Raw genomic sequence first — 17,501 nt, 5'->3', positions numbered from 1 at the left:
TGCGGCGCAACGCAGCCGTGCTGCAGCGCCGATCTGGTGAAAGGGCGAATGATAGCAGTCAAACGGGACGAACCGCCACGCCGCCGCACGTTGCCGGGCCGCGCCGGAGCCCGCCTTCGGGGCGGCCGCCGTGGTAGCCGTCATGCCACATCAGCCAGGTCTGACGGGCCTTCCCGGGTTATAATCTCGGACTTCCTTTCGCCTCTCGTCGCCCGCACGCGCGACTCAGCAACGCAATTGAGCGACGCAACTGAGACGCAACTGAGCGACGCAACGTCAAGTCCATGGCCCACTTCTCGTGTTTCCCCGGCGCTTCGGCCCTTTCCGATTTCCGTCAAACCCGTCTGCTGGATACGCTCACCCGTATCGACGCCAACATCATCGGCGTGCGCGGACAATACCTGCACTTCGTCAACGCCACGACGCCGCTTTCCGCTGACGACAGCGCGAAGATCGAAGCGCTGATGCACTACGGCGCGCCGTTCGATGAAGCGAAAGAGCGTGGCACGGCGGAAACCTTCCTCGTGGTCCCGCGCTTTGGCACGGTGTCGCCGTGGGCGAGCAAGGCAACCGACATCGCGCATCACTGCGGCCTTACGCACGTGCGCCGGATCGAGCGCGGCGTCGAGTACACCGTGATCCTGAAGTCAGGGCTGCTGGGCGGAAAGAAAGCGCTGTCCGACGAAGCGCACGCCGCCGTTGCCGACGCGCTGCACGATCGCATGACCGAAAGCGTCGCGCCTTCACGCGATCACGCCATGCACCTGTTCGACGAACTGCCGGCGAGGCCGCTGCAAACCGTCGACGTGCTGGCGAACGGCCGCGCCGCGCTGGAAGCCGCGAACACGGAACTGGGCCTTGCGCTCGCCGACGACGAAATCGACTACCTCGTCGACGCCTTCACGAAGCTCGGCCGCAACCCGACCGATGTCGAACTGATGATGTTCGCGCAGGCGAACAGCGAGCACTGCCGTCACAAGATTTTCAACGCGCAATGGACGATCGACGGCGAAGAGCAGGATATTTCGCTCTTCAACATGATCCGCAATACCGAGAAGCTCAGCCCGCAAGGCACGATTGTCGCGTATTCGGACAACTCGTCGATCATGGTGGGCGGGATGGCCGAGCGCTGGTTCCCGCGCAAGCCCACGAAGCAAGGCGAACTGCCTGAGCATTTCGGTCGCCATACCGAGCTCACGCATACGCTGATGAAGGTGGAAACGCATAACCACCCGACCGCGATCTCGCCGTTCCCGGGTGCTGCGACGGGTGCCGGTGGCGAAATCCGCGACGAAGGCGCGACGGGCCGTGGTGCGCGTCCGAAGGCGGGTCTCACGGGTTTCACCGTATCGAACCTCGATCTGCCGGATGCCCGCGAAGCGTGGGAAAACGATCGCGACGCCGCACAGCCGGTCGCCCATCGCAATAGCGCGGAACAGCAGGAGACGTACGGCCGCCCGGACCGCATCGCGTCGCCGCTGCAGATCATGATCGACGGCCCGCTCGGCGGAGCCGCGTTCAACAACGAATTTGGCCGGCCGAATCTCGGCGGCTATTTCCGCGTCTACGAACAGAACGTGGCGGGCCGCGTGCGCGGCTATCACAAGCCGATCATGATCGCGGGCGGCATCGGCAATATCGCCGACCAGCACACCCACAAACACGATCTGCCGGAAGGGTCGCTGCTGATCCAGATCGGCGGCCCGGGCATGCGGATCGGCATGGGCGGTGGCGCAGCCAGCTCGATGGCGACCGGCACGAACACCGCTGAACTCGACTTCGATTCGGTGCAGCGCGGCAACCCGGAAATCGAACGGCGCGCGCAGGAAGTCATCAATGGCTGCTGGCAGTTGGGCGAGAACAACCCGATCCTGAGCATTCACGACGTCGGCGCGGGCGGACTGTCGAATGCGTTCCCGGAACTCGTCGATGGCGCAGACAAGGGCGCGCGCTTCGAATTGCGCAAGATTCAGCTGGAAGAGAGCGGTTTGTCACCCCGCGAAATCTGGTCTAACGAGGCGCAGGAGCGCTACGTGCTCGCTATTGCGCCTGCCGATCTCGATGAGTTCGCGGCGATCTGCGAGCGCGAGCGTTGCCCGTTCGCCGTCATTGGCGTGGCGACTGCCGAACGTCAACTGAAGCTGATCGATGCCGGCGAACGCGATGCGAATGCCCATCAGCCGGTCGATATGCCGATGGAAGTCCTGCTCGGTAAGCCGCCGCGCATGCATCGCGATGTCAGGCGCGAACCGGTGAACCTGCAGCCGGTCGACGTGACCGGCCTGAACCTGTCGGAACTGGCCGTGAGCGTGCTGCGTCACCCGACGGTGGCGAGCAAGTCGTTCCTGATCACGATCGGCGACCGCTCGGTGGGCAGCACGAGCGTGCGTGACCAGATGGTCGGTCCCTGGCAGGTGCCGGTTGCGGACTGCGCGATCACGGCGGCGGACTACGCGGGCTTCCGCGGCGAAGCAATGACGATGGCCGAACGCACGCCGCTCGCCGTGATCAACGCGCCCGCGTCGGGCCGCATGGCGGTCGGCGAGGCGGTGACGAACATCGCTGCGGCACCGATCGTCTCGCTGGACAAGCTCAAGCTGTCGGCCAACTGGATGGCCGCATGCGGCAGCCCCGGCGAAGACGCGGCGCTCTACGACACCGTGAAGGCGATCGGCATGGAGCTCTGCCCGGCGTTGGGCATCGGCATCCCGGTCGGCAAGGATTCGCTGTCGATGCGCACGAAGTGGGAAGACAGCGGCGTAGCGAAGGAAGTGGTCGCCCCCGTGTCGCTGATCATCTCGGCATTCGCGCCGGTCGAGGACGTGCGTCGCCATCTGACGCCGCAACTGCGCCGTGCCGACGAAGTGGGCGACACCGTCCTGATCGCGATCGACCTTGGCCGCGGCAAGCATCGTCTCGGCGCGAGCATTCTCGCGCAGGTGACGCAGCAGGTGGGCGATTCGGTGCCCGACGTCGACGATTCGGAAGACCTGAAGCGCTTCTTTGCCGCGATTCAGGAACTGAATGGTCAAGACCGGCTGCTTGCGTACCATGACCGCTCGGACGGCGGCCTGTGGGCGACGGTCTGCGAAATGGCGTTTGCGGGGCACGTAGGTGTGTCGCTGAATGTCGACATGCTGACGCTCGATCCGAATCACGAATTCGACTACGGCGACGCGAAAGACTGGGCGAAACAGACGAGCGGCCGTCGCGACGACCGCACGATCCGCGCGCTCTTCTCCGAAGAACTCGGCGCAGTGATCCAGGTGCGCACCTCGGATCGCGATGCGGTGTTGGCCGCGTTGCGTGAGCAGGGTTTGTCGGCGTGCTCGCACGTGATCGGCAAGCCGAACGACCGCGACACGCTCGAAGTGTGGCGCGATGCGAAGAAGATCTACGAAGCACCGCGCACCGAACTGCACCGCGCGTGGGACGAAGTCAGCTGGCGGATTGCGCGTCTGCGTGACAACCCCGCGTGCGCCGATGCTGAACACGACATGCTGCTCGACGCGTCGGATCCTGGCATCACGGCGCATCTGGGCTTCGATCCCGCCGAAGACATTGCCGCGCCGTTCATCGCGAAGGGTGCCCGTCCACGTGTCGCGGTCCTGCGCGAGCAGGGTGTGAACTCACACCTCGAAACGGCCTACGCATTCGATCGCGCCGGTTTCGATGCGCACGATGTGCACATGAGCGACCTGCTCTCCGGCCGCGCGACGCTGGCCGATTTCGCGGGTGCAGTGGCCTGCGGCGGCTTCTCGTATGGCGACGTGCTCGGCGCCGGCGAAGGTTGGGCGAAGACGATCCGCTTCAATCCGCAGCTCGCCGACATGTTCGCTACGTTCTTCGGTCGCGCGGACACGTTTGCACTCGGTATCTGCAATGGCTGCCAGATGATGAGCAGCCTCGCGTCGATGATTCCGGGCGCGGACGCATGGCCGAAGTTCACGCGCAACAAGTCGGAGAAATTCGAGGCGCGCTTCTCGCTGGTCGAAGTGCAGACGTCGCCGTCGATCTTCTTCGCCGGCATGGAAGGCTCGCGGATTCCGGTGGCTGTTGCGCACGGCGAAGGTTTCGCAGACTTTTCGCAGCAGGGTGACGCATCGCGCGTGGCGGTGGCAATGCGCTACGTCGATCACCGTGGCCAGGCTACCGAACAGTATCCGTTCAACCCGAATGGTTCGCCGCAAGGCATCACGTCGGTGACGACGCCTGACGGCCGCTTCACTGTGCTGATGCCGCATACCGAGCGCGTGCACCGCACGGTGACGATGAGCTGGCACCCAGAGGGCTGGGGCGAAGCAAGCCCGTGGATGCGTGTGTTCCAGAACGCGCGCCGCTGGCTCGGCTAAGGCGGGACGAAGACCGGGGCGCGCCGAAAGGTGCGCCTGGTCCATGTCTTGAACCTGAAAACGACAATGCCGCCCTCGGGCGGCATTGTCGTTTCTGAAGCCGGAAAACACCTGGGAGCCCCCGTATGGGAACCCCCGTATAGGAACCCCCGTATAGGAGCCCTGTCCGGCTGCCCCGCAGGGCCGCCAACGCGACTTACTGGATTTTCGCGTTCTTGCGCAGGCCTTCTTCGAACGCCTGCAGCTTTTCCTGCTGCATCTGCTGCACGACCTGCGGCTTCACCTGCTCGAGCGGCGGCGGCGCGATCGCGCGTGTGTCGTCGAGACGGATGATGTGCCAGCCGAACTGCGTGTGTACCGGCGTATCGGTCATCTCGCCTTTCTTCAGCTTCGTGGCTGCGTCGGCGAATTCCGGCACATAGGCCTTCGGGTCCGACCAGTCGAGGTCGCCGCCGTTCTTGCCCGATCCCGGATCCTTCGAGAATTGCTTTGCGAGGTCTTCGAAGCTTGCGCCGGCCTTGATCTTCGCGATCAGGTCTTTGGCCTGCTGCTCGTTGTCGACGAGGATGTGGTGCAGGTGATATTCCTGACCGCCCGCGCCTTTCACGAGATCGTCATAGCGTGCCTTGACTTCGGCGTCGGTCGGCGCGTTATTCTTGACGAAGTCTTCGATGAGTGCGCGCAGCACGACGGTCTGTTGCGCGACGGCGATCTGCGCCTTCACGTCCGGACGCGTCGGAATACCGCGACGGGCCGCTTCCTGCATCAGGATTTCACGGTTGACCAGTTCTTCGCGAACGGCCATCTGCAGTTGCGGCGTGTCCTGCTGGCCCTGATGGACGAGCTGCTGGACCAACGCATCGGCGCGTGCTTTCGGAATCGGCGTGCCGTTCACGACGGCGATGTTCTGCGCAAACGCAGGCGCTGCCGAGAACGCAGCCAGCAATACCCATGAGCGGGTGTTCTTCAAGGTCATCGGAAGTTTCCTAACGGGACAACAAATCGAATTCTTCTGGCGTGTAAGCCGTGATTGCGAGTGCATGGATGCCGCGCTGCATGCCATCGGCCAGCGCATCATACACCATGCGGTGCCTTGCTACGCGGGCCTTGCCGGCGAATGCCGCGGCGACGATCGTGACGCTGAAATGACCGCCGGCTGCGGCACCCGCATGGCCAGCGTGCTGCGCGCTGTCATCGCGCACATCGATTGAAACGACCGGCGCGAGTGCGGCCGCGAGGCGCGCCTCGATCAGCGCGACGCGCTCGGCCGTGGTGGTGTTGAGGAAGACGTCGTGGCTCACGGTCACTCCTCCTTCATGTATCTGGCGAGCCACAGGCTCTGGCCGACGATGAACACCACGAGGCAGCCAGTCGCGCCAAACAGCTTGAAGTTGACCCACGCGTCGGTGGAGAAGTGATAGGCGACGAACAGGTTGACGATGCCGAGCAGCACGAAAAACACCGCCCACACGATATTCAGCTGGGCCCACACGCGGTGCGGCAGCGTGATCTGCTTGCCCATCATCGCTTCGATCAGGTTCTTGCTGAACGCCAGCTGCGACACGATCAGCGCGACCGAAAACGCCCAGTAAAGCACGGTCGGCTTCCACTTGATGAAGGTGTCGTTATGCAGCACGAGCGTCGCGCCGCCGAACACCGTGACGACGCCGAGGCTCACCCACAGCATCGGATCGACCTTGCGATGCCGGAATGCCACAAAGGCGATCTGCACGAGCGTGGCGACGATGGCGACGGCCGTCGCCGTAAAAATGCCCCAGATCTTGAACGCGACAAAGAACAGGATGATCGGGAACAGGTCGAACAGGAATTTCATTATCGGGTCGGCAATCGGGGGAGTGAAACGCTCAATAAGGGCTCAACGAGGGGCGCGTGGGCGCCCGTTGTCCGTACCCGCTACGGTCGGTCCGCCAGCGGCCGCCAGGCGACTGGACGGGAATGCCGTTCAGCAGCCCGGGCGCGGCGCCACAGTACAGAAGGAGCCCGCCTGTCAGAAGCGCCGCCGCGACCGGCGTCTGTTACTTGGGGTCGAATTGTAACGCAGCCGAATTGATACAGTACCGAAGGCCGGTTGGAGCGGGACCGTCTTCGAATACATGGCCGAGGTGCGCGCCGCAGTTCTTGCACTGCACCTCGATACGCAGCATGCCGTGCGAGCGGTCGGTCTTCTCGGCGATCACCTCGCCGTTGATCGGCTTGAAGTAGCTCGGCCAGCCGCAGCCGGCGTCGAACTTCGTGTCCGATTCGAAGAGCGGCGTGCCGCAACAGACGCAGTCGTACACGCCCCGCTCGAAGTGGTCCCAGTAGCGGCCGGTGAACGGGCGCTCGGTGGCGGCGTGGCGCGTCACCTGGTATTCGGTCTCGGAAAGCTGCTCGCGCCATTCGGCGTCGTCTTTCTGCACGGGGGGCAAGTCGGTCTTGAGATCGTCTGGGTTCATGGTCAGGTTCCTGTCGATAGGAGGGGCTGGACCGGTCGCTCACGAAGTCTGTGCGTGCGGCCGGCTCAGGGCATCGGGATCCAGGCGGGCTTCACGACGAGCAACTGACTTCGAGCGAACTCGCCCAGTCGGGCGGCAGCGCCGCATACGCTTCGTGCTCGGGTTGCTCGTCGAACGGACGGCGTAGCACCGCCGCCAGCCGTTCGACTTCGGAGAAGTCCTTTTCCTTCGCCTTACGGATCGCGGTTTCCGCAAGGTGATTGCGAAGTACGAATTTGGGGTTCACCCGGTTCATTGCAATGGCCCGCGCGGTGTCATCGCGTGTTTCTTCGGACAGCCTCGCGCGGTAGTCGTTCACCCAGGTGTCGAACGCCGCGCGGTCGAGGAACAGGTCGCGCACCGGCGCATCCTGGCTCGCATCGAGCTTCGAAACCCGCGCCAGATGGCGGAACGTCAACGTGAAGTCCGCACGGTTCGCGTGCATGATTTCGAACAGCCGGTTGGCAAGCTGATCGTCGCCGGGACGTTCGGTTTCGAGACCGAGCTTGTCGCGCATCCGCCGTTCGAGCGCGGGTGCAAAGCGGCCTTTGAATCCCTCGAGCACCCGTTGCGCATCTTCCACCGCGCGTTCGCCGCGCACGCTGTCTTCGTGCTGCTGGCCGAGGAGGGGCAGGAGGCCCTGTGCCAGACAGAAGAGGTTCCAGTAGGCGATCTGCGGCTGCATTCTGTAGGCGTAGCGGCCCTGCGTATCGGAGTGGTTGCAGATGTAGTTCGCATCGAACGCATCCATGAAACCGAACGGACCGTAGTCGATCGTCAGGCCGAGGATCGACATGTTGTCCGTGTTCATCACGCCGTGGCAGAAGCCGACCGCCTGCCATTGGGCGAGCAGGTCCGCCGTCGACAGCACCGCTTCGTTCAGCAGCGCGAGATAGGGATCGTCGGCATGCCTCGCGGCGGGATAGAAACGGTCGATCACGTGATCTGCCAGCGAACGCAATGCGTCGACGCGATCGTTCGAATAGAAGTGCTCGAAGTGTCCAAAGCGCACGAAGCTCGGCGCGACGCGCGTCACCACGGCCGCCGTTTCCAGCTCTTCGCGGCGCACCGGCTGGTCGGAGCCGATCACGCAGAGCGCGCGCGTGGTCGGAATACCAAGGTGGTGCATCGCTTCCGAACACAGGAATTCGCGGATCGACGAACGCAACACCGCGCGGCCGTCGCCCATGCGCGAATACGGCGTCCGGCCGCTGCCCTTGAGTTGCAGTTCGTACCGCTTGCCGTTGTGTTCGACTTCGCCAAGCCCGAGCGCGCGGCCATCGCCCAGTTGCCCCGCCCAAACGCCAAACTGGTGCCCGGAATATACCGATGCATAAGGCAAGGTCTGCGCGGGCCAGTCGCGGGTGGTGTTGCCGGAGAAGTACTCGGCGAAGCCTGGATCCTGGGCAAGTGTCGCATCGAAACCGAGCAGGGCGGCCGTTTCGGCGGCGAAGCCCACGATGTACGGGGCCGATAGAGGCGCTGCCGGCAGACGCGTCATGAAGGCGGTGCCGAGCTGGGCAAACGCGCCTTCGCGTTGGCTTCCAATCGAGCCGGCCAGGGCCGACATTGGCTCTGACAGGCCGGAGTTGCTTGGGGAAAACGACATATTGAGAGCCTCACGTTTAGCCGATATTGTAAGTCCGCGCCCACGGGCCTGCTGGCCGGCTTCCTGCTTCACCCTGGTATGGGTGGGGCGGCCATCCGGCAACCGTGCGAGAAGCGCCCGACCTGAAGGCTTACACGCGACTGGGCGAGGAGACAAAAGACATGACAACGCCGCTGCTGGGACAGATGATGGATGTGCCGCTCACCGTGTCCTCGCTGATCGCGCATGCCGCGCGGCACTTCGGCAGTACGGAGATCGTGTCGCGCCGGATCGAGGGCGACATGCATCGCTACACGTATCGCGATTGCGAGACGCGTGCGAAGCGGCTGGCGCAGGCGCTGATCGGCCTTGGCGTGCAGCCGGGCGAGCGGATCGGCACGCTCGCATGGAATGGTTACCGGCATCTCGAGGTCTATTACGGGACGACGGGCTTCGGTGCCGTCTGCCATACGATCAACCCGCGGCTCTTCCCCGACCAGATCGCGTGGATCATCAACGACGCGCAGGACAGCTACGTCATGTTCGACACGACGTTCGCGCCGCTCGTCGATTGTCTTGCGCCGCGCTGTCCGAACGTGCGCGGCTGGATCGCACTCGCCGATGAAGCGCATCTGCCGCACCTGCCGATGCCGACGTCAACGGCGCTCATCAGCTACGAGACGCTGCTCGAACCGCATGACGGCGCTTTCGGCTGGCCACCGCTCGACGAACGCCAGGCGTCCTACCTCTGCTACACATCAGGCACGACCGGCAATCCGAAGGGTGCGCTGTATTCGCATCGCTCGACGGTGCTGCACGCGTTCGGCGCCTCGCTGCCGGATGCGATGTGTCTGTCGGCGCGCGATTCGGTGTTGCCGGTGGTGCCGATGTTTCATGTGAACGCCTGGGGCATTCCGCACTCGGCGCCGTTGACGGGCGCGAAGCTGGTCTTTCCCGGCAAGGATCTCGATGGCAAGTCGCTTTTCGAGTTGATGGAAGCCGAAGGCGTCACGTACTCCGCCGGTGTACCGACCGTCTGGCTGGGCCTGCTCAACTACATGAAGGAAGCGGGCGTACGGTTTTCGACGCTGCAGCGCACCGTGATCGGCGGTTCCGCATGTCCGCCAGCGATGCTGCGCACGTTCGAGGACGACTACGGCGTCGAGGTCATCCATGCGTGGGGCATGACCGAGATGTCACCGCTTGGCACGCTCGCGAAACTGACGTGGGAGCAATCGCAGCGGCCGCCTGACGAACAGCGCAAGCTGCGCGAAAAGCAGGGGCACGTGATGTACGGCGTCGACATGAAAATCGTCGGCGATGATGGCCGGGATCTTCCATGGGACGGTGTGGCATTCGGCGACCTGCATGTGCGCGGCCCGTGGGTGATCAAGCGTTATTTCCAGAAAGATGACTCACCGCTCGTCGACGGCTGGTTCCCGACCGGCGACGTGGCAACCATCGACCCGGACGGTTTTCTGCACATCACCGACCGCAGCAAGGACGTCATCAAGTCCGGCGGCGAGTGGATCAGTTCGATCGATCTCGAGAACGTCGCGATCGCGCATCCGGCCGTCGCGGAGGCCGCCTGCATCGCCTGCGCACATCCGAAGTGGACCGAGCGGCCGCTCCTCGTCATCGTCAAACGGCCGGGCGCCGACGTGACGCGCGAGGAACTGCTCGCGTTCTACGAGGGCAAAGTCGCGAAGTGGTGGATTCCGGACGACGTCGTGTTCGTCGACGAACTGCCGCATACGGCCACCGGCAAGCTGCAAAAACTCAAGCTGCGCGAGATGTTCCGCGAACACGTGCTGCCGTCTGCGCTCGATATCGCGGACTGCCCGTTCAAGGTGCCGTCCTGAGCGGCATATGACCCCCGGGGTACCTCCGGGCAAACCCTATATCGAATAAGCGCGCAATAAATTGAACGAGCGTGCTTTTTTGTGTATTCTGCCTCCTGGTCCTGGAATGTTTGGACAATGCGTCGGACAATGAACCGACGGACACATCTTGCGCAGCCAGGCGCATGGAGGCAGGCACATGGCAGTGGACTACTCGACACGTGACGGCGTTGCCGTCATTACGCTCAACAATCCGCCGGTCAACGGGCTCGGTCTGTCGACGCGGGCGGGCATCGTCGAAGGGCTCGAACGCGCGCAGAACGATCCGTCGGTGACGGCCATCGTGCTGACGGGCGCCGGCAAGGCTTTTTCCGGCGGCGCGGACATCACCGAATTCAACACGCCCAAAGCGACCCAGGAGCCGACGCTCGGGACGGTCATCAAGGCCGTCGAAGGTAGCGCGAAGCCGGTCGTCGCGGCGATTCACAGCGTCGCGATGGGCGGCGGGCTGGAACTCGCGCTGGGCACGCACTACCGGCTCGCCGCGCCGGGCGCGCAGATCGCGCTTCCCGAAGTGAAGCTCGGCATTCTGCCGGGCGCGGGCGGCACGCAGCGTCTGCCGCGGGCGATCGGTCTCGAAGCCGCGCTCAACATGATCGTGTCGGGTACGCCCGTCATGTCGGAGAAGCTGGCGGGCACGGGGCTTTTCGACGAGGTCGTCGAAGGCGATCTGCTCGAAGCCGCGCTGGCGTTTGCGCGCAAGGTTGGCGCGAAACCGGGCCCGCATCCGCGCGTGCGCGATCGCAAGATCGAACATCCGAACGCCGAAGGCTTTATCCAGTTTGCGCGCAACACGGTGGCGGGCATCGCGAAGAATTTCCCGGCGCCGCACAAGTGCATCGATGCCGTTGAAGCCGGTGCAAAGAACGGTTTCGACAAGGGTCTTGCGTTCGAGCGCGATTGCTTCATGGCACTCGTGCAGACGCCGGAAAGCCGCGCGCTGCGTCATGCGTTCTTCGGCGAGCGTGCCGCGAGCAAGATTCCCGATGTGCCGTCGGACACGGCTGCCCGCGAGATCAGACAGGTCGCCGTGATCGGTGCTGGCACGATGGGCGGCGGCATCGCGATGAACTTCGTCAACGCGGGCCTGCCGGTCACGCTGCTTGAAACGAAACAGGAAGCGCTCGATCGCGGCGTCGCGACGATCCGCAAGAATTACGAGGCGAGCGTCAAGAAGGGCAAGCTCACCGCCGAAGCGCTGGAGCAGCGCATGGCGTTGATCACGCCGACGCTCTCGTACGACGACCTGAAGAGCGCCGACCTCATCGTCGAAGCCGTATTCGAAGAACTCGGCGTGAAAGAGCAGGTGTTCAAACGCCTCGACGAAGTGGCGAAACCCGGCGCGATCCTCGCATCGAATACGTCGACGCTCGATGTCGACAGGATCGCCGCATTCACGAAGCGTTCGCAGGACGTGGTCGGCATGCACTTCTTCAGCCCGGCCAACGTGATGAAGCTGCTCGAAGTCGTGCGCGGCAAGGAGACGGCGAAAGACGTGCTTGCCACGGTCATGAAGATCGCGAAGAAGATCAAGAAGACCGCCGTGGTGTCGGGCGTCTGCGACGGCTTTATCGGCAACCGGATGATCGAGCAGTACGTCCGTCAAGCGCTCTTCATGCTCGAGGAAGGGGCGTTGCCCGCACAGATCGACCGCGCAATCGAGAAGTTCGGCTTCGCAATGGGTCCGTTCCGCATGAGCGACCTCGCCGGCAACGATATCGGCTGGGCGATCCGCAAGCGCCGCTATCAGGAACACCCTGACATGCACTATTCGAAGATCGCCGACCGTCTGTGCGAGATGGGGCGCTTCGGCCAGAAGACGGGCGGCGGCTGGTACGACTACAAGGCTGGCGACCGCGCGGCGCATCCGTCGAAACTCGTCGACGAGATGATCGTCGCGTACTCGAAGGAAGCGGGTGCCGAACGCCGCAGGATCAGCGACGACGAAATCGTCGAGCGTCTGGTGTTCGCGCTCGTCAACGAAGGCGCGAAGATTCTCGAAGAAGGCATTGCGTCGAAGGCGTCGGATATCGACATGGTCTATCTGACGGGCTATGGCTTCCCGCTGTGGCGCGGTGGTCCGATGCTCTATGCGGACACCGTCGGCCTCTACAACGTCGAGCGGGCCATTCGCCGCTACGCGGCGCAGCCGAACGGTGACGCCTGGCAGATCGCGCCGCGAATCGTCGAGCGGGCGGCGCAGGGCCGCGGCTTCAACAGTTGAGCGAAGCGGTAGAAAGGAGAGCGGGATGAAAGGCACCGATGAGGTCCTGCTGGCGGTCGATGTGCAGAACGATTTCATGCCCGGCGGCGCACTGGCCGTCGCGCGTGGAGACGAGGTCGTGCCGGTGATAAACCGGCTCGCGCGTGCGTTCAGTCACGTCGTGCTGACGCAGGACTGGCATCCGGCCTCACACATCTCATTCGCCGCAAATCACGCGGGCCGCAGCCCGTTCGAAATGATGACGCTGCCGTACGGCGAACAGGTGTTGTGGCCGACCCACTGTGTGCAGAACACACCGGGCGCGGCGCTGCATCGTGACCTCGACATACCGCATGCGCGGCTCGTCATCCGCAAGGGCCATCACGTCGACGTCGACAGCTATTCGGCTTTTCTCGAAGCGGATCGCAGGACGCCGACCGGCCTCACTGGCTATCTGCGCGACGTCGGCGTGAAACGCGTCTGGTGCTGCGGCCTCGCGACGGACTATTGCGTCGCGTGGTCCGCACTCGATGCACGCGCCGCAGGCTTTGAGGTCGCACTGATCGAAGACGCATCCCGCGCGATCGATCTCAACGGTTCGCTCGACGCCGCCTGGCAGCAACTGCACGCAGCGGGTATCTCGCGCGTGCAGGCCGCCGACGTGTTGGCAAAGATCTGATGCAGATCGCCGCCAGCCCTCTGGCGCGGCGAACCATCACCCATACAGGAAGCAGGAGACATGCATGACTGACGCCGTAATCGTATCGACCGCCCGCACGGGTCTTGCCAAATCGTGGCGCGGCGCCTTCAACATGACACACGGCGCGACGCTCGGCGGCCACGTGACGCAGGCTGCGGTCGCGCGCGCGAAGCTCGACCCGGCGCGCGTCGAAGACGTGATCATGGGCTGCGCGAATCCCGAAGGGGCGACGGGCGCCAACATCGCACGGCAGATCGTGTTGCGCGCGGGCTTGCCGGTCAGCGTGCCGGGGATGACCGTCAACCGCTTCTGCTCGTCGGGGCTGCAGACGATTGCGCTGGCAGCGCAGCGCGTGATCGCCGGCGAGGGCGACGTGTACGTCGCGGGCGGCGTCGAATCGATCTCATGCGTGCAGAACGAAATGAACCGCCACATGCTGGCCGAAGGTTGGCTCAGCCAGAACAAGCCGGAAATCTACTGGTCGATGCTGCAGACCGCCGAGAACGTCGCCAAACGCTATTCGATCTCGAAGGAGCGTCAGGACGAATACGGCGTGCAGTCGCAACAGCGCGCGGCTGCCGCACTCGAAGCGGGCCGCTTCAACGACGAAATCGTACCGATGACAGTGCTTGCCGGCGTCGCTGACAAGGCGAGCGGGCGTCTGTTCACGAAGGAAGTCACGATCGCCGCCGACGAAGGCATTCGCGCGGACACGACGCTCGAAGGCGTATCGAAGATTCGCACCGCGCTGCCGGGCGGCGTGATTACCGCGGGCAACGCGAGCCAGTTCTCGGACGGCGCATCGGCGTGTGTCGTGATGAACGCGAAGGTCGCCGAGCGTGAAGGGCTGCAACCACTCGGCATTTTCCGTGGCTTCGCGGTCGCGGGATGCGAGCCTGACGAAATGGGCATCGGTCCCGTGTTCGCCGTGCCGAAGCTGCTGAAGCAGGCGGGTCTGAAGGTCGAGGATATCGACCTGTGGGAACTGAACGAGGCGTTCGCCGTGCAGGTGCTGTATTGCCGCGACAAGCTGGGCATTCCGAACGAACGCCTGAACGTGAGCGGCGGCGCAATTGCGGTCGGTCACCCGTATGGTGTGTCCGGCGCGCGACTCACCGGACATGCGCTCATCGAAGGCAAGCGGCGCGGCGCGAAGCTTGTCGTCGTGACGATGTGCATCGGCGGCGGGCAGGGCGCGGCAGGGTTGTTCGAGGTTGTCTGATCGCGTGATTGATTGCATGACGATGCCGAGGGCCGGCGGCGCGGTATTGCGTCGCCGGCCCTCTGGCATTTCAGACTGCCGCTTACTGGCTCATGCCACCGAAATCCGGCAGGGGCAGCGTGCCCTTGTCGGAGAAACGGATGCCGCCGAACGCGCCGCCGGCGAGCCTGCCGTGCACCACGAACGGCACGTCGCCGCCGTTCGCCCGGTTGGCGAGCGCGATCACCTGACGCGCGGCCGAAAACGCGGGCACGGTCACCGGGACGCTGATCAGCGTCTCGCCGAAACGCGGCACGCTGCCGCTCTGGCTGCTGACGCCGCTCCCGAGTGTCTGATTGTTGACTTCGAGTTCGAGCGATACGCCATCGAAGTTGACGGTTGAGTCGTTCGGATTTTGTAGCCGGAGCTTCACGTTGAACCGCAGTTCGAGCCCCTGACTGGCGAGCGGTTCGACGCCGACTACGTTTACGCGGAGCTCGTCGCGATTGAACATGCCCGCGCAGCCCGCGAGCATCACCAGTGATAACGCCGCCATCAGCAGCAGTCGGGCAGACTTCAGCGCACGAAGTGATTCCACGAAGGGCTCCTTCTCTGAAAAACGGACCTCGCTGCGCCGTCAGTGGCGGTGGCGATGATGAATGTCCGGAAAGTGCAGGTGCGTATGAACGATCTTTGCGTGCCGATGCGAATGCGTATGGGGTTCCTGTCCGTCCCACGGGAAATCGTGTTCGTGCCGATGATGTTCGTCGTGACGGTGCCGGTGGTTGTGTTCCATTGGCTCGTGCGTATGCGGATGCTCATGGCGCTCGCGGATATGTAGCCAGACGCCCAGCACCATCAAACCGGCGGCAATCCAGAACAGCAGCGAGGGCATCTCGGGCCACAGGATCAGCGACAGCGTGACGCCGAAGAGCGGCGCCACCGAGAAATACGCGCCCGTGCGCGCCGTACCCAGATTGCGCAGCGCGACGACAAACAGGACGAGGCTCACGCCGTAGCCTGCGAAGCCGGTCAGCATGGCGGCGGCGATCGCCGGCAGGTGAGGCAGCGTGGCCCCGAGCCTGAGCGCGATGAGCAGATTGACGGGGCCGGCCACGAGACCCTTCAGGCAGGCGATGGTCATCGCGTCGAGCGTGGAGAGACGGCGCGTCAGGTTGTTGTCGATGGCCCAACATACGCAAGCTGCCGCCACCAGCAGCGCCCCGGCCGGAAAAGCGGCGGCGCCCGGATGCCACGACAACGCAACGCCACCCGCGACGATTGCGATCATTCCAAGAAAGATCTGCACATCGACGTTTTCGCGAAAAACGACCCATGCGATCAGTGCGGTGAAGACGCCTTCGAGATTCAGCAGCAATGAGCCCGTGGCGGCTGGCGTGCTGCTCAGGCCGAGCATCAGGAACGCCGGACCCGCGATGCCGCCGGCGGCAATCGCGCCGAGCAGCCAGAGGACGTCCGGCCATTGAATCCGGCTTGCGCGTAGTTTCGCGCTGGTGCTCCGGTTCACGGTGCGCATCCGGCGCAGCGCAATCGTCAGCGCGAGGCCGACGCCGCTGCCGAGATAGAAGAGGCCCGCGACCATGAACGGCGACAGCGCTCCGAGCAGAAGCTTCGCAAGCGGCGTGGTCGCGCCAAAGAGGGCGGCTGCGAAGAGCGCGGTGAAAGCGGCATGAAAGCGGGTGGGCATAAGGAGAAGCGTCGCGTCGTGCAGTACCTGTGTGCGGAGCATAAACCGCATTCCCTGGCGCCTGTGTGGCCGCATTTTTTTTTGCGCGAATTATTTTTTTTGCGTGAATTATTTTTTTTATTTACGTGAAGTCAAGTTTGCGGACTGCCTGCTAGTCTGAGGATACGTCAGTCGGTATGTGAGCCACGGTGACGGTGGCAGGGAGGCCCATCCGACGCTCCCGGCATGATTTCCATCCGACCCTAAGGAAATGGACCCATCATGAAAATATCGATCGCGATGGCTACCTGCAAAGGCGAACGCTTTCTACGCGAGCAACTGGACAGCATCGCCCGCCAGACAATGCCTCCCTTCGAACTGGTGATCACCGACGACAGTCCGGACAGCAGGACCTGTGACGTGGCGCTGGAATTTGCGCGCCGCGTATCGTTTCCCGTGCGCGTCTATCGCAACGAACGACGCCTCGGGTTTCACGCGAATTTTTTCAGGGCGATATCGCTTTGCGAAGGCGATTGCGTCGCCTTCTGCGATCAGGACGACGTCTGGATGGACAACAAACTCGAGCGCGTGGCGCAGGAATTCGCCGATCCGGACGTGCTGCTGGTAGTTCATGGAGTGAAGGTCGTGGACGGCGACCTGAAGCCCCGCGACGACGATACGGCAAGCCACTGGTCCCATCACGGCAAGTATGCGCCGTTGACCACGAACCCCTGGTACGTGCTGTTCGGCATGTCGGCCGTCGTCAGGCGATCGATCTACGACTATATCGACTGGCGCGATCGCCCGGAACATCCCATCGATCCAGGCTATCCGATGTCGCATGACACGTGGGCGTGGTTTGTCGCGACCTCGCTGGGCAACGCCGTGGCGATCGACGATCCGCTCGTGCTTTATCGTCAGCACGACAACCAGAGTTGCGGCGTGGCTCCCGATCGCGACGTGGGACAGAAGGTCCGGATGACGCGAGCGGCGGGCCAGACGCACTACCGGAGAATGGCGACCGCCGCATCGAGGCGGGCGGACAAGTTGCGCCACGTCTCGCGGGACGCACCCGCGCCGATCCGCGAACGGGCTGCGCGAGCCGCCGTCTACTATCGCAGGCTCGGCGACCGTCTGCAGCGCCGCGCCGGGCTTTATGGCGCAGCCACGTCCACGGTCCGGCGTGCAGGAACAGTGATGCGCCTGCTCGTTTCCGGCGCGTACCGTCGACTGGATCACGGAGGGCTTGGGCCTCGCGCCCTGTTGAAGGACGTTTACGCAACGGTGTTTCGCGTGGGCATCGAACGAGTGCAGGGTCCGGCGGCAACGGGCGTACCTGGGGCGGGTCGTACAACGCGCTGATGACGAGATAAC

Annotated in this window: 13 protein-coding genes; 6 read left to right on the top strand and 7 right to left on the bottom strand. The window is 63.9% G+C overall.

What is annotated here, in order from left to right; all coding sequences use genetic code 11:
- Positions 1-284 precede the first annotated feature (284 nt).
- Positions 285-4,352: a phosphoribosylformylglycinamidine synthase gene (gene purL / locus B0G77_RS17680; RefSeq protein WP_133663267.1), complete on the top strand. Its 4,068-nt coding sequence runs from the start codon at positions 285-287 to the stop codon at positions 4,350-4,352.
- 196 nt (positions 4,353-4,548) lie between these two features.
- Here the strand turns inward: purL and B0G77_RS17675 are convergent, their stop codons facing one another.
- From B0G77_RS17675 to B0G77_RS17655, 5 genes are all read right to left on the bottom strand, one after another.
- The gene (locus B0G77_RS17675; RefSeq protein WP_133663266.1) at positions 4,549-5,328 is read right to left on the bottom strand and encodes a peptidylprolyl isomerase; all 780 of its coding nucleotides are present in this window, start codon (positions 5,326-5,328) and stop codon (positions 4,549-4,551) included.
- A 10-nt stretch (positions 5,329-5,338) separates the two neighbouring features.
- Positions 5,339-5,659 (bottom strand): BolA family protein, encoded by a 321-nt coding sequence (locus tag B0G77_RS17670; RefSeq protein WP_133663265.1) that lies wholly within the window; start codon positions 5,657-5,659, stop codon positions 5,339-5,341.
- Positions 5,656-6,186, bottom strand: coding sequence for a septation protein A (locus B0G77_RS17665; protein WP_133663264.1), 531 nt, complete (start codon positions 6,184-6,186; stop codon positions 5,656-5,658). The genes B0G77_RS17670 and B0G77_RS17665 overlap by 4 nt, the downstream gene beginning before the upstream one ends.
- Before the next feature lie 202 nt (positions 6,187-6,388).
- A complete protein-coding gene (gene msrB, locus B0G77_RS17660) occupies positions 6,389-6,808 on the bottom strand; it encodes a peptide-methionine (R)-S-oxide reductase MsrB (RefSeq protein ID WP_133663263.1) in 420 nt (139 codons plus the stop codon).
- 91 nt (positions 6,809-6,899) lie between these two features.
- Complete coding sequence (locus tag B0G77_RS17655; protein ID WP_133663262.1) at positions 6,900-8,456, bottom strand: protein adenylyltransferase SelO; 1,557 nt, start codon at positions 8,454-8,456, stop codon at positions 6,900-6,902.
- A 161-nt stretch (positions 8,457-8,617) separates the two neighbouring features.
- On the opposite strand from B0G77_RS17655, the gene B0G77_RS17650 reads away from it, so the two are divergent.
- The 4 genes from B0G77_RS17650 to B0G77_RS17635 all read left to right on the top strand — a co-directional run bounded on the left by B0G77_RS17650 (position 8,618) and on the right by B0G77_RS17635 (position 14,461).
- Positions 8,618-10,297: a 3-(methylthio)propionyl-CoA ligase gene (locus B0G77_RS17650; RefSeq protein ID WP_133663261.1), complete on the top strand. Its 1,680-nt coding sequence runs from the start codon at positions 8,618-8,620 to the stop codon at positions 10,295-10,297.
- 178 nt (positions 10,298-10,475) lie between these two features.
- Entirely contained in the window at positions 10,476-12,560 is a 2,085-nt protein-coding gene (locus B0G77_RS17645; RefSeq protein WP_133663260.1) for a 3-hydroxyacyl-CoA dehydrogenase NAD-binding domain-containing protein, read from the top strand.
- A gap of 25 nt (positions 12,561-12,585) precedes the next feature.
- Positions 12,586-13,218 (top strand): bifunctional nicotinamidase/pyrazinamidase, encoded by a 633-nt coding sequence (gene pncA / locus B0G77_RS17640; RefSeq protein ID WP_133663259.1) that lies wholly within the window; start codon positions 12,586-12,588, stop codon positions 13,216-13,218.
- A 64-nt stretch (positions 13,219-13,282) separates the two neighbouring features.
- On the top strand, positions 13,283-14,461 hold the full coding sequence (locus B0G77_RS17635; protein ID WP_133663258.1) for an acetyl-CoA C-acyltransferase: 1,179 nt from the start codon (positions 13,283-13,285) through the stop codon (positions 14,459-14,461).
- Positions 14,462-14,543: 82 nt separating this feature from the next.
- Here the strand turns inward: B0G77_RS17635 and B0G77_RS17630 are convergent, their stop codons facing one another.
- Both B0G77_RS17630 and B0G77_RS17625 read right to left on the bottom strand, forming a co-directional pair.
- The gene (locus B0G77_RS17630) at positions 14,544-15,038 is read right to left on the bottom strand and encodes an LEA type 2 family protein (RefSeq protein ID WP_133663257.1); all 495 of its coding nucleotides are present in this window, start codon (positions 15,036-15,038) and stop codon (positions 14,544-14,546) included.
- A gap of 39 nt (positions 15,039-15,077) precedes the next feature.
- A complete protein-coding gene (locus B0G77_RS17625; protein ID WP_133664193.1) occupies positions 15,078-16,148 on the bottom strand; it encodes a DMT family transporter in 1,071 nt (356 codons plus the stop codon).
- Between the two features lie 261 nt (positions 16,149-16,409).
- Here B0G77_RS17625 and B0G77_RS17620 point away from each other — a divergent pair, with 261 nt between their 5' ends.
- Entirely contained in the window at positions 16,410-17,489 is a 1,080-nt protein-coding gene (locus tag B0G77_RS17620; RefSeq protein ID WP_133663256.1) for a glycosyltransferase, read from the top strand.
- Positions 17,490-17,501 lie beyond the last annotated feature (12 nt).

The sequence above is a fragment of the Paraburkholderia sp. BL10I2N1 genome, assembly GCF_004361815.1.
Taxonomy (GTDB): domain Bacteria; phylum Pseudomonadota; class Gammaproteobacteria; order Burkholderiales; family Burkholderiaceae; genus Paraburkholderia.
Note: the sequence above shows the minus strand (reverse complement) of the source record. Positions and strands in the feature narration are given on the sequence as shown.

What these genes read in the sequence shown, in the direction of transcription:
- purL (WP_133663267.1), top strand. Translation starts at nt 285, where the DNA reads ATGGCCCACTTCTCGTGTTTCCCCGGCGCTTCGGCCCTTTCCGATTTC.
- B0G77_RS17645 (WP_133663260.1), top strand. Translation starts at nt 10,476, where the DNA reads ATGGCAGTGGACTACTCGACACGTGACGGCGTTGCCGTCATTACGCTC.
- B0G77_RS17675 (WP_133663266.1), bottom strand. Translation starts at nt 5,328, where the DNA reads ATGACCTTGAAGAACACCCGCTCATGGGTATTGCTGGCTGCGTTCTCG.
- B0G77_RS17665 (WP_133663264.1), bottom strand. Translation starts at nt 6,186, where the DNA reads ATGAAATTCCTGTTCGACCTGTTCCCGATCATCCTGTTCTTTGTCGCG.
- B0G77_RS17625 (WP_133664193.1), bottom strand. Translation starts at nt 16,148, where the DNA reads ATGCCCACCCGCTTTCATGCCGCTTTCACCGCGCTCTTCGCAGCCGCC.
- B0G77_RS17655 (WP_133663262.1), bottom strand. Translation starts at nt 8,456, where the DNA reads ATGTCGTTTTCCCCAAGCAACTCCGGCCTGTCAGAGCCAATGTCGGCC.
- B0G77_RS17620 (WP_133663256.1), top strand. Translation starts at nt 16,410, where the DNA reads ATGAAAATATCGATCGCGATGGCTACCTGCAAAGGCGAACGCTTTCTA.
- B0G77_RS17650 (WP_133663261.1), top strand. Translation starts at nt 8,618, where the DNA reads ATGACAACGCCGCTGCTGGGACAGATGATGGATGTGCCGCTCACCGTG.
- pncA (WP_133663259.1), top strand. Translation starts at nt 12,586, where the DNA reads ATGAAAGGCACCGATGAGGTCCTGCTGGCGGTCGATGTGCAGAACGAT.
- msrB (WP_133663263.1), bottom strand. Translation starts at nt 6,808, where the DNA reads ATGAACCCAGACGATCTCAAGACCGACTTGCCCCCCGTGCAGAAAGAC.
- B0G77_RS17635 (WP_133663258.1), top strand. Translation starts at nt 13,283, where the DNA reads ATGACTGACGCCGTAATCGTATCGACCGCCCGCACGGGTCTTGCCAAA.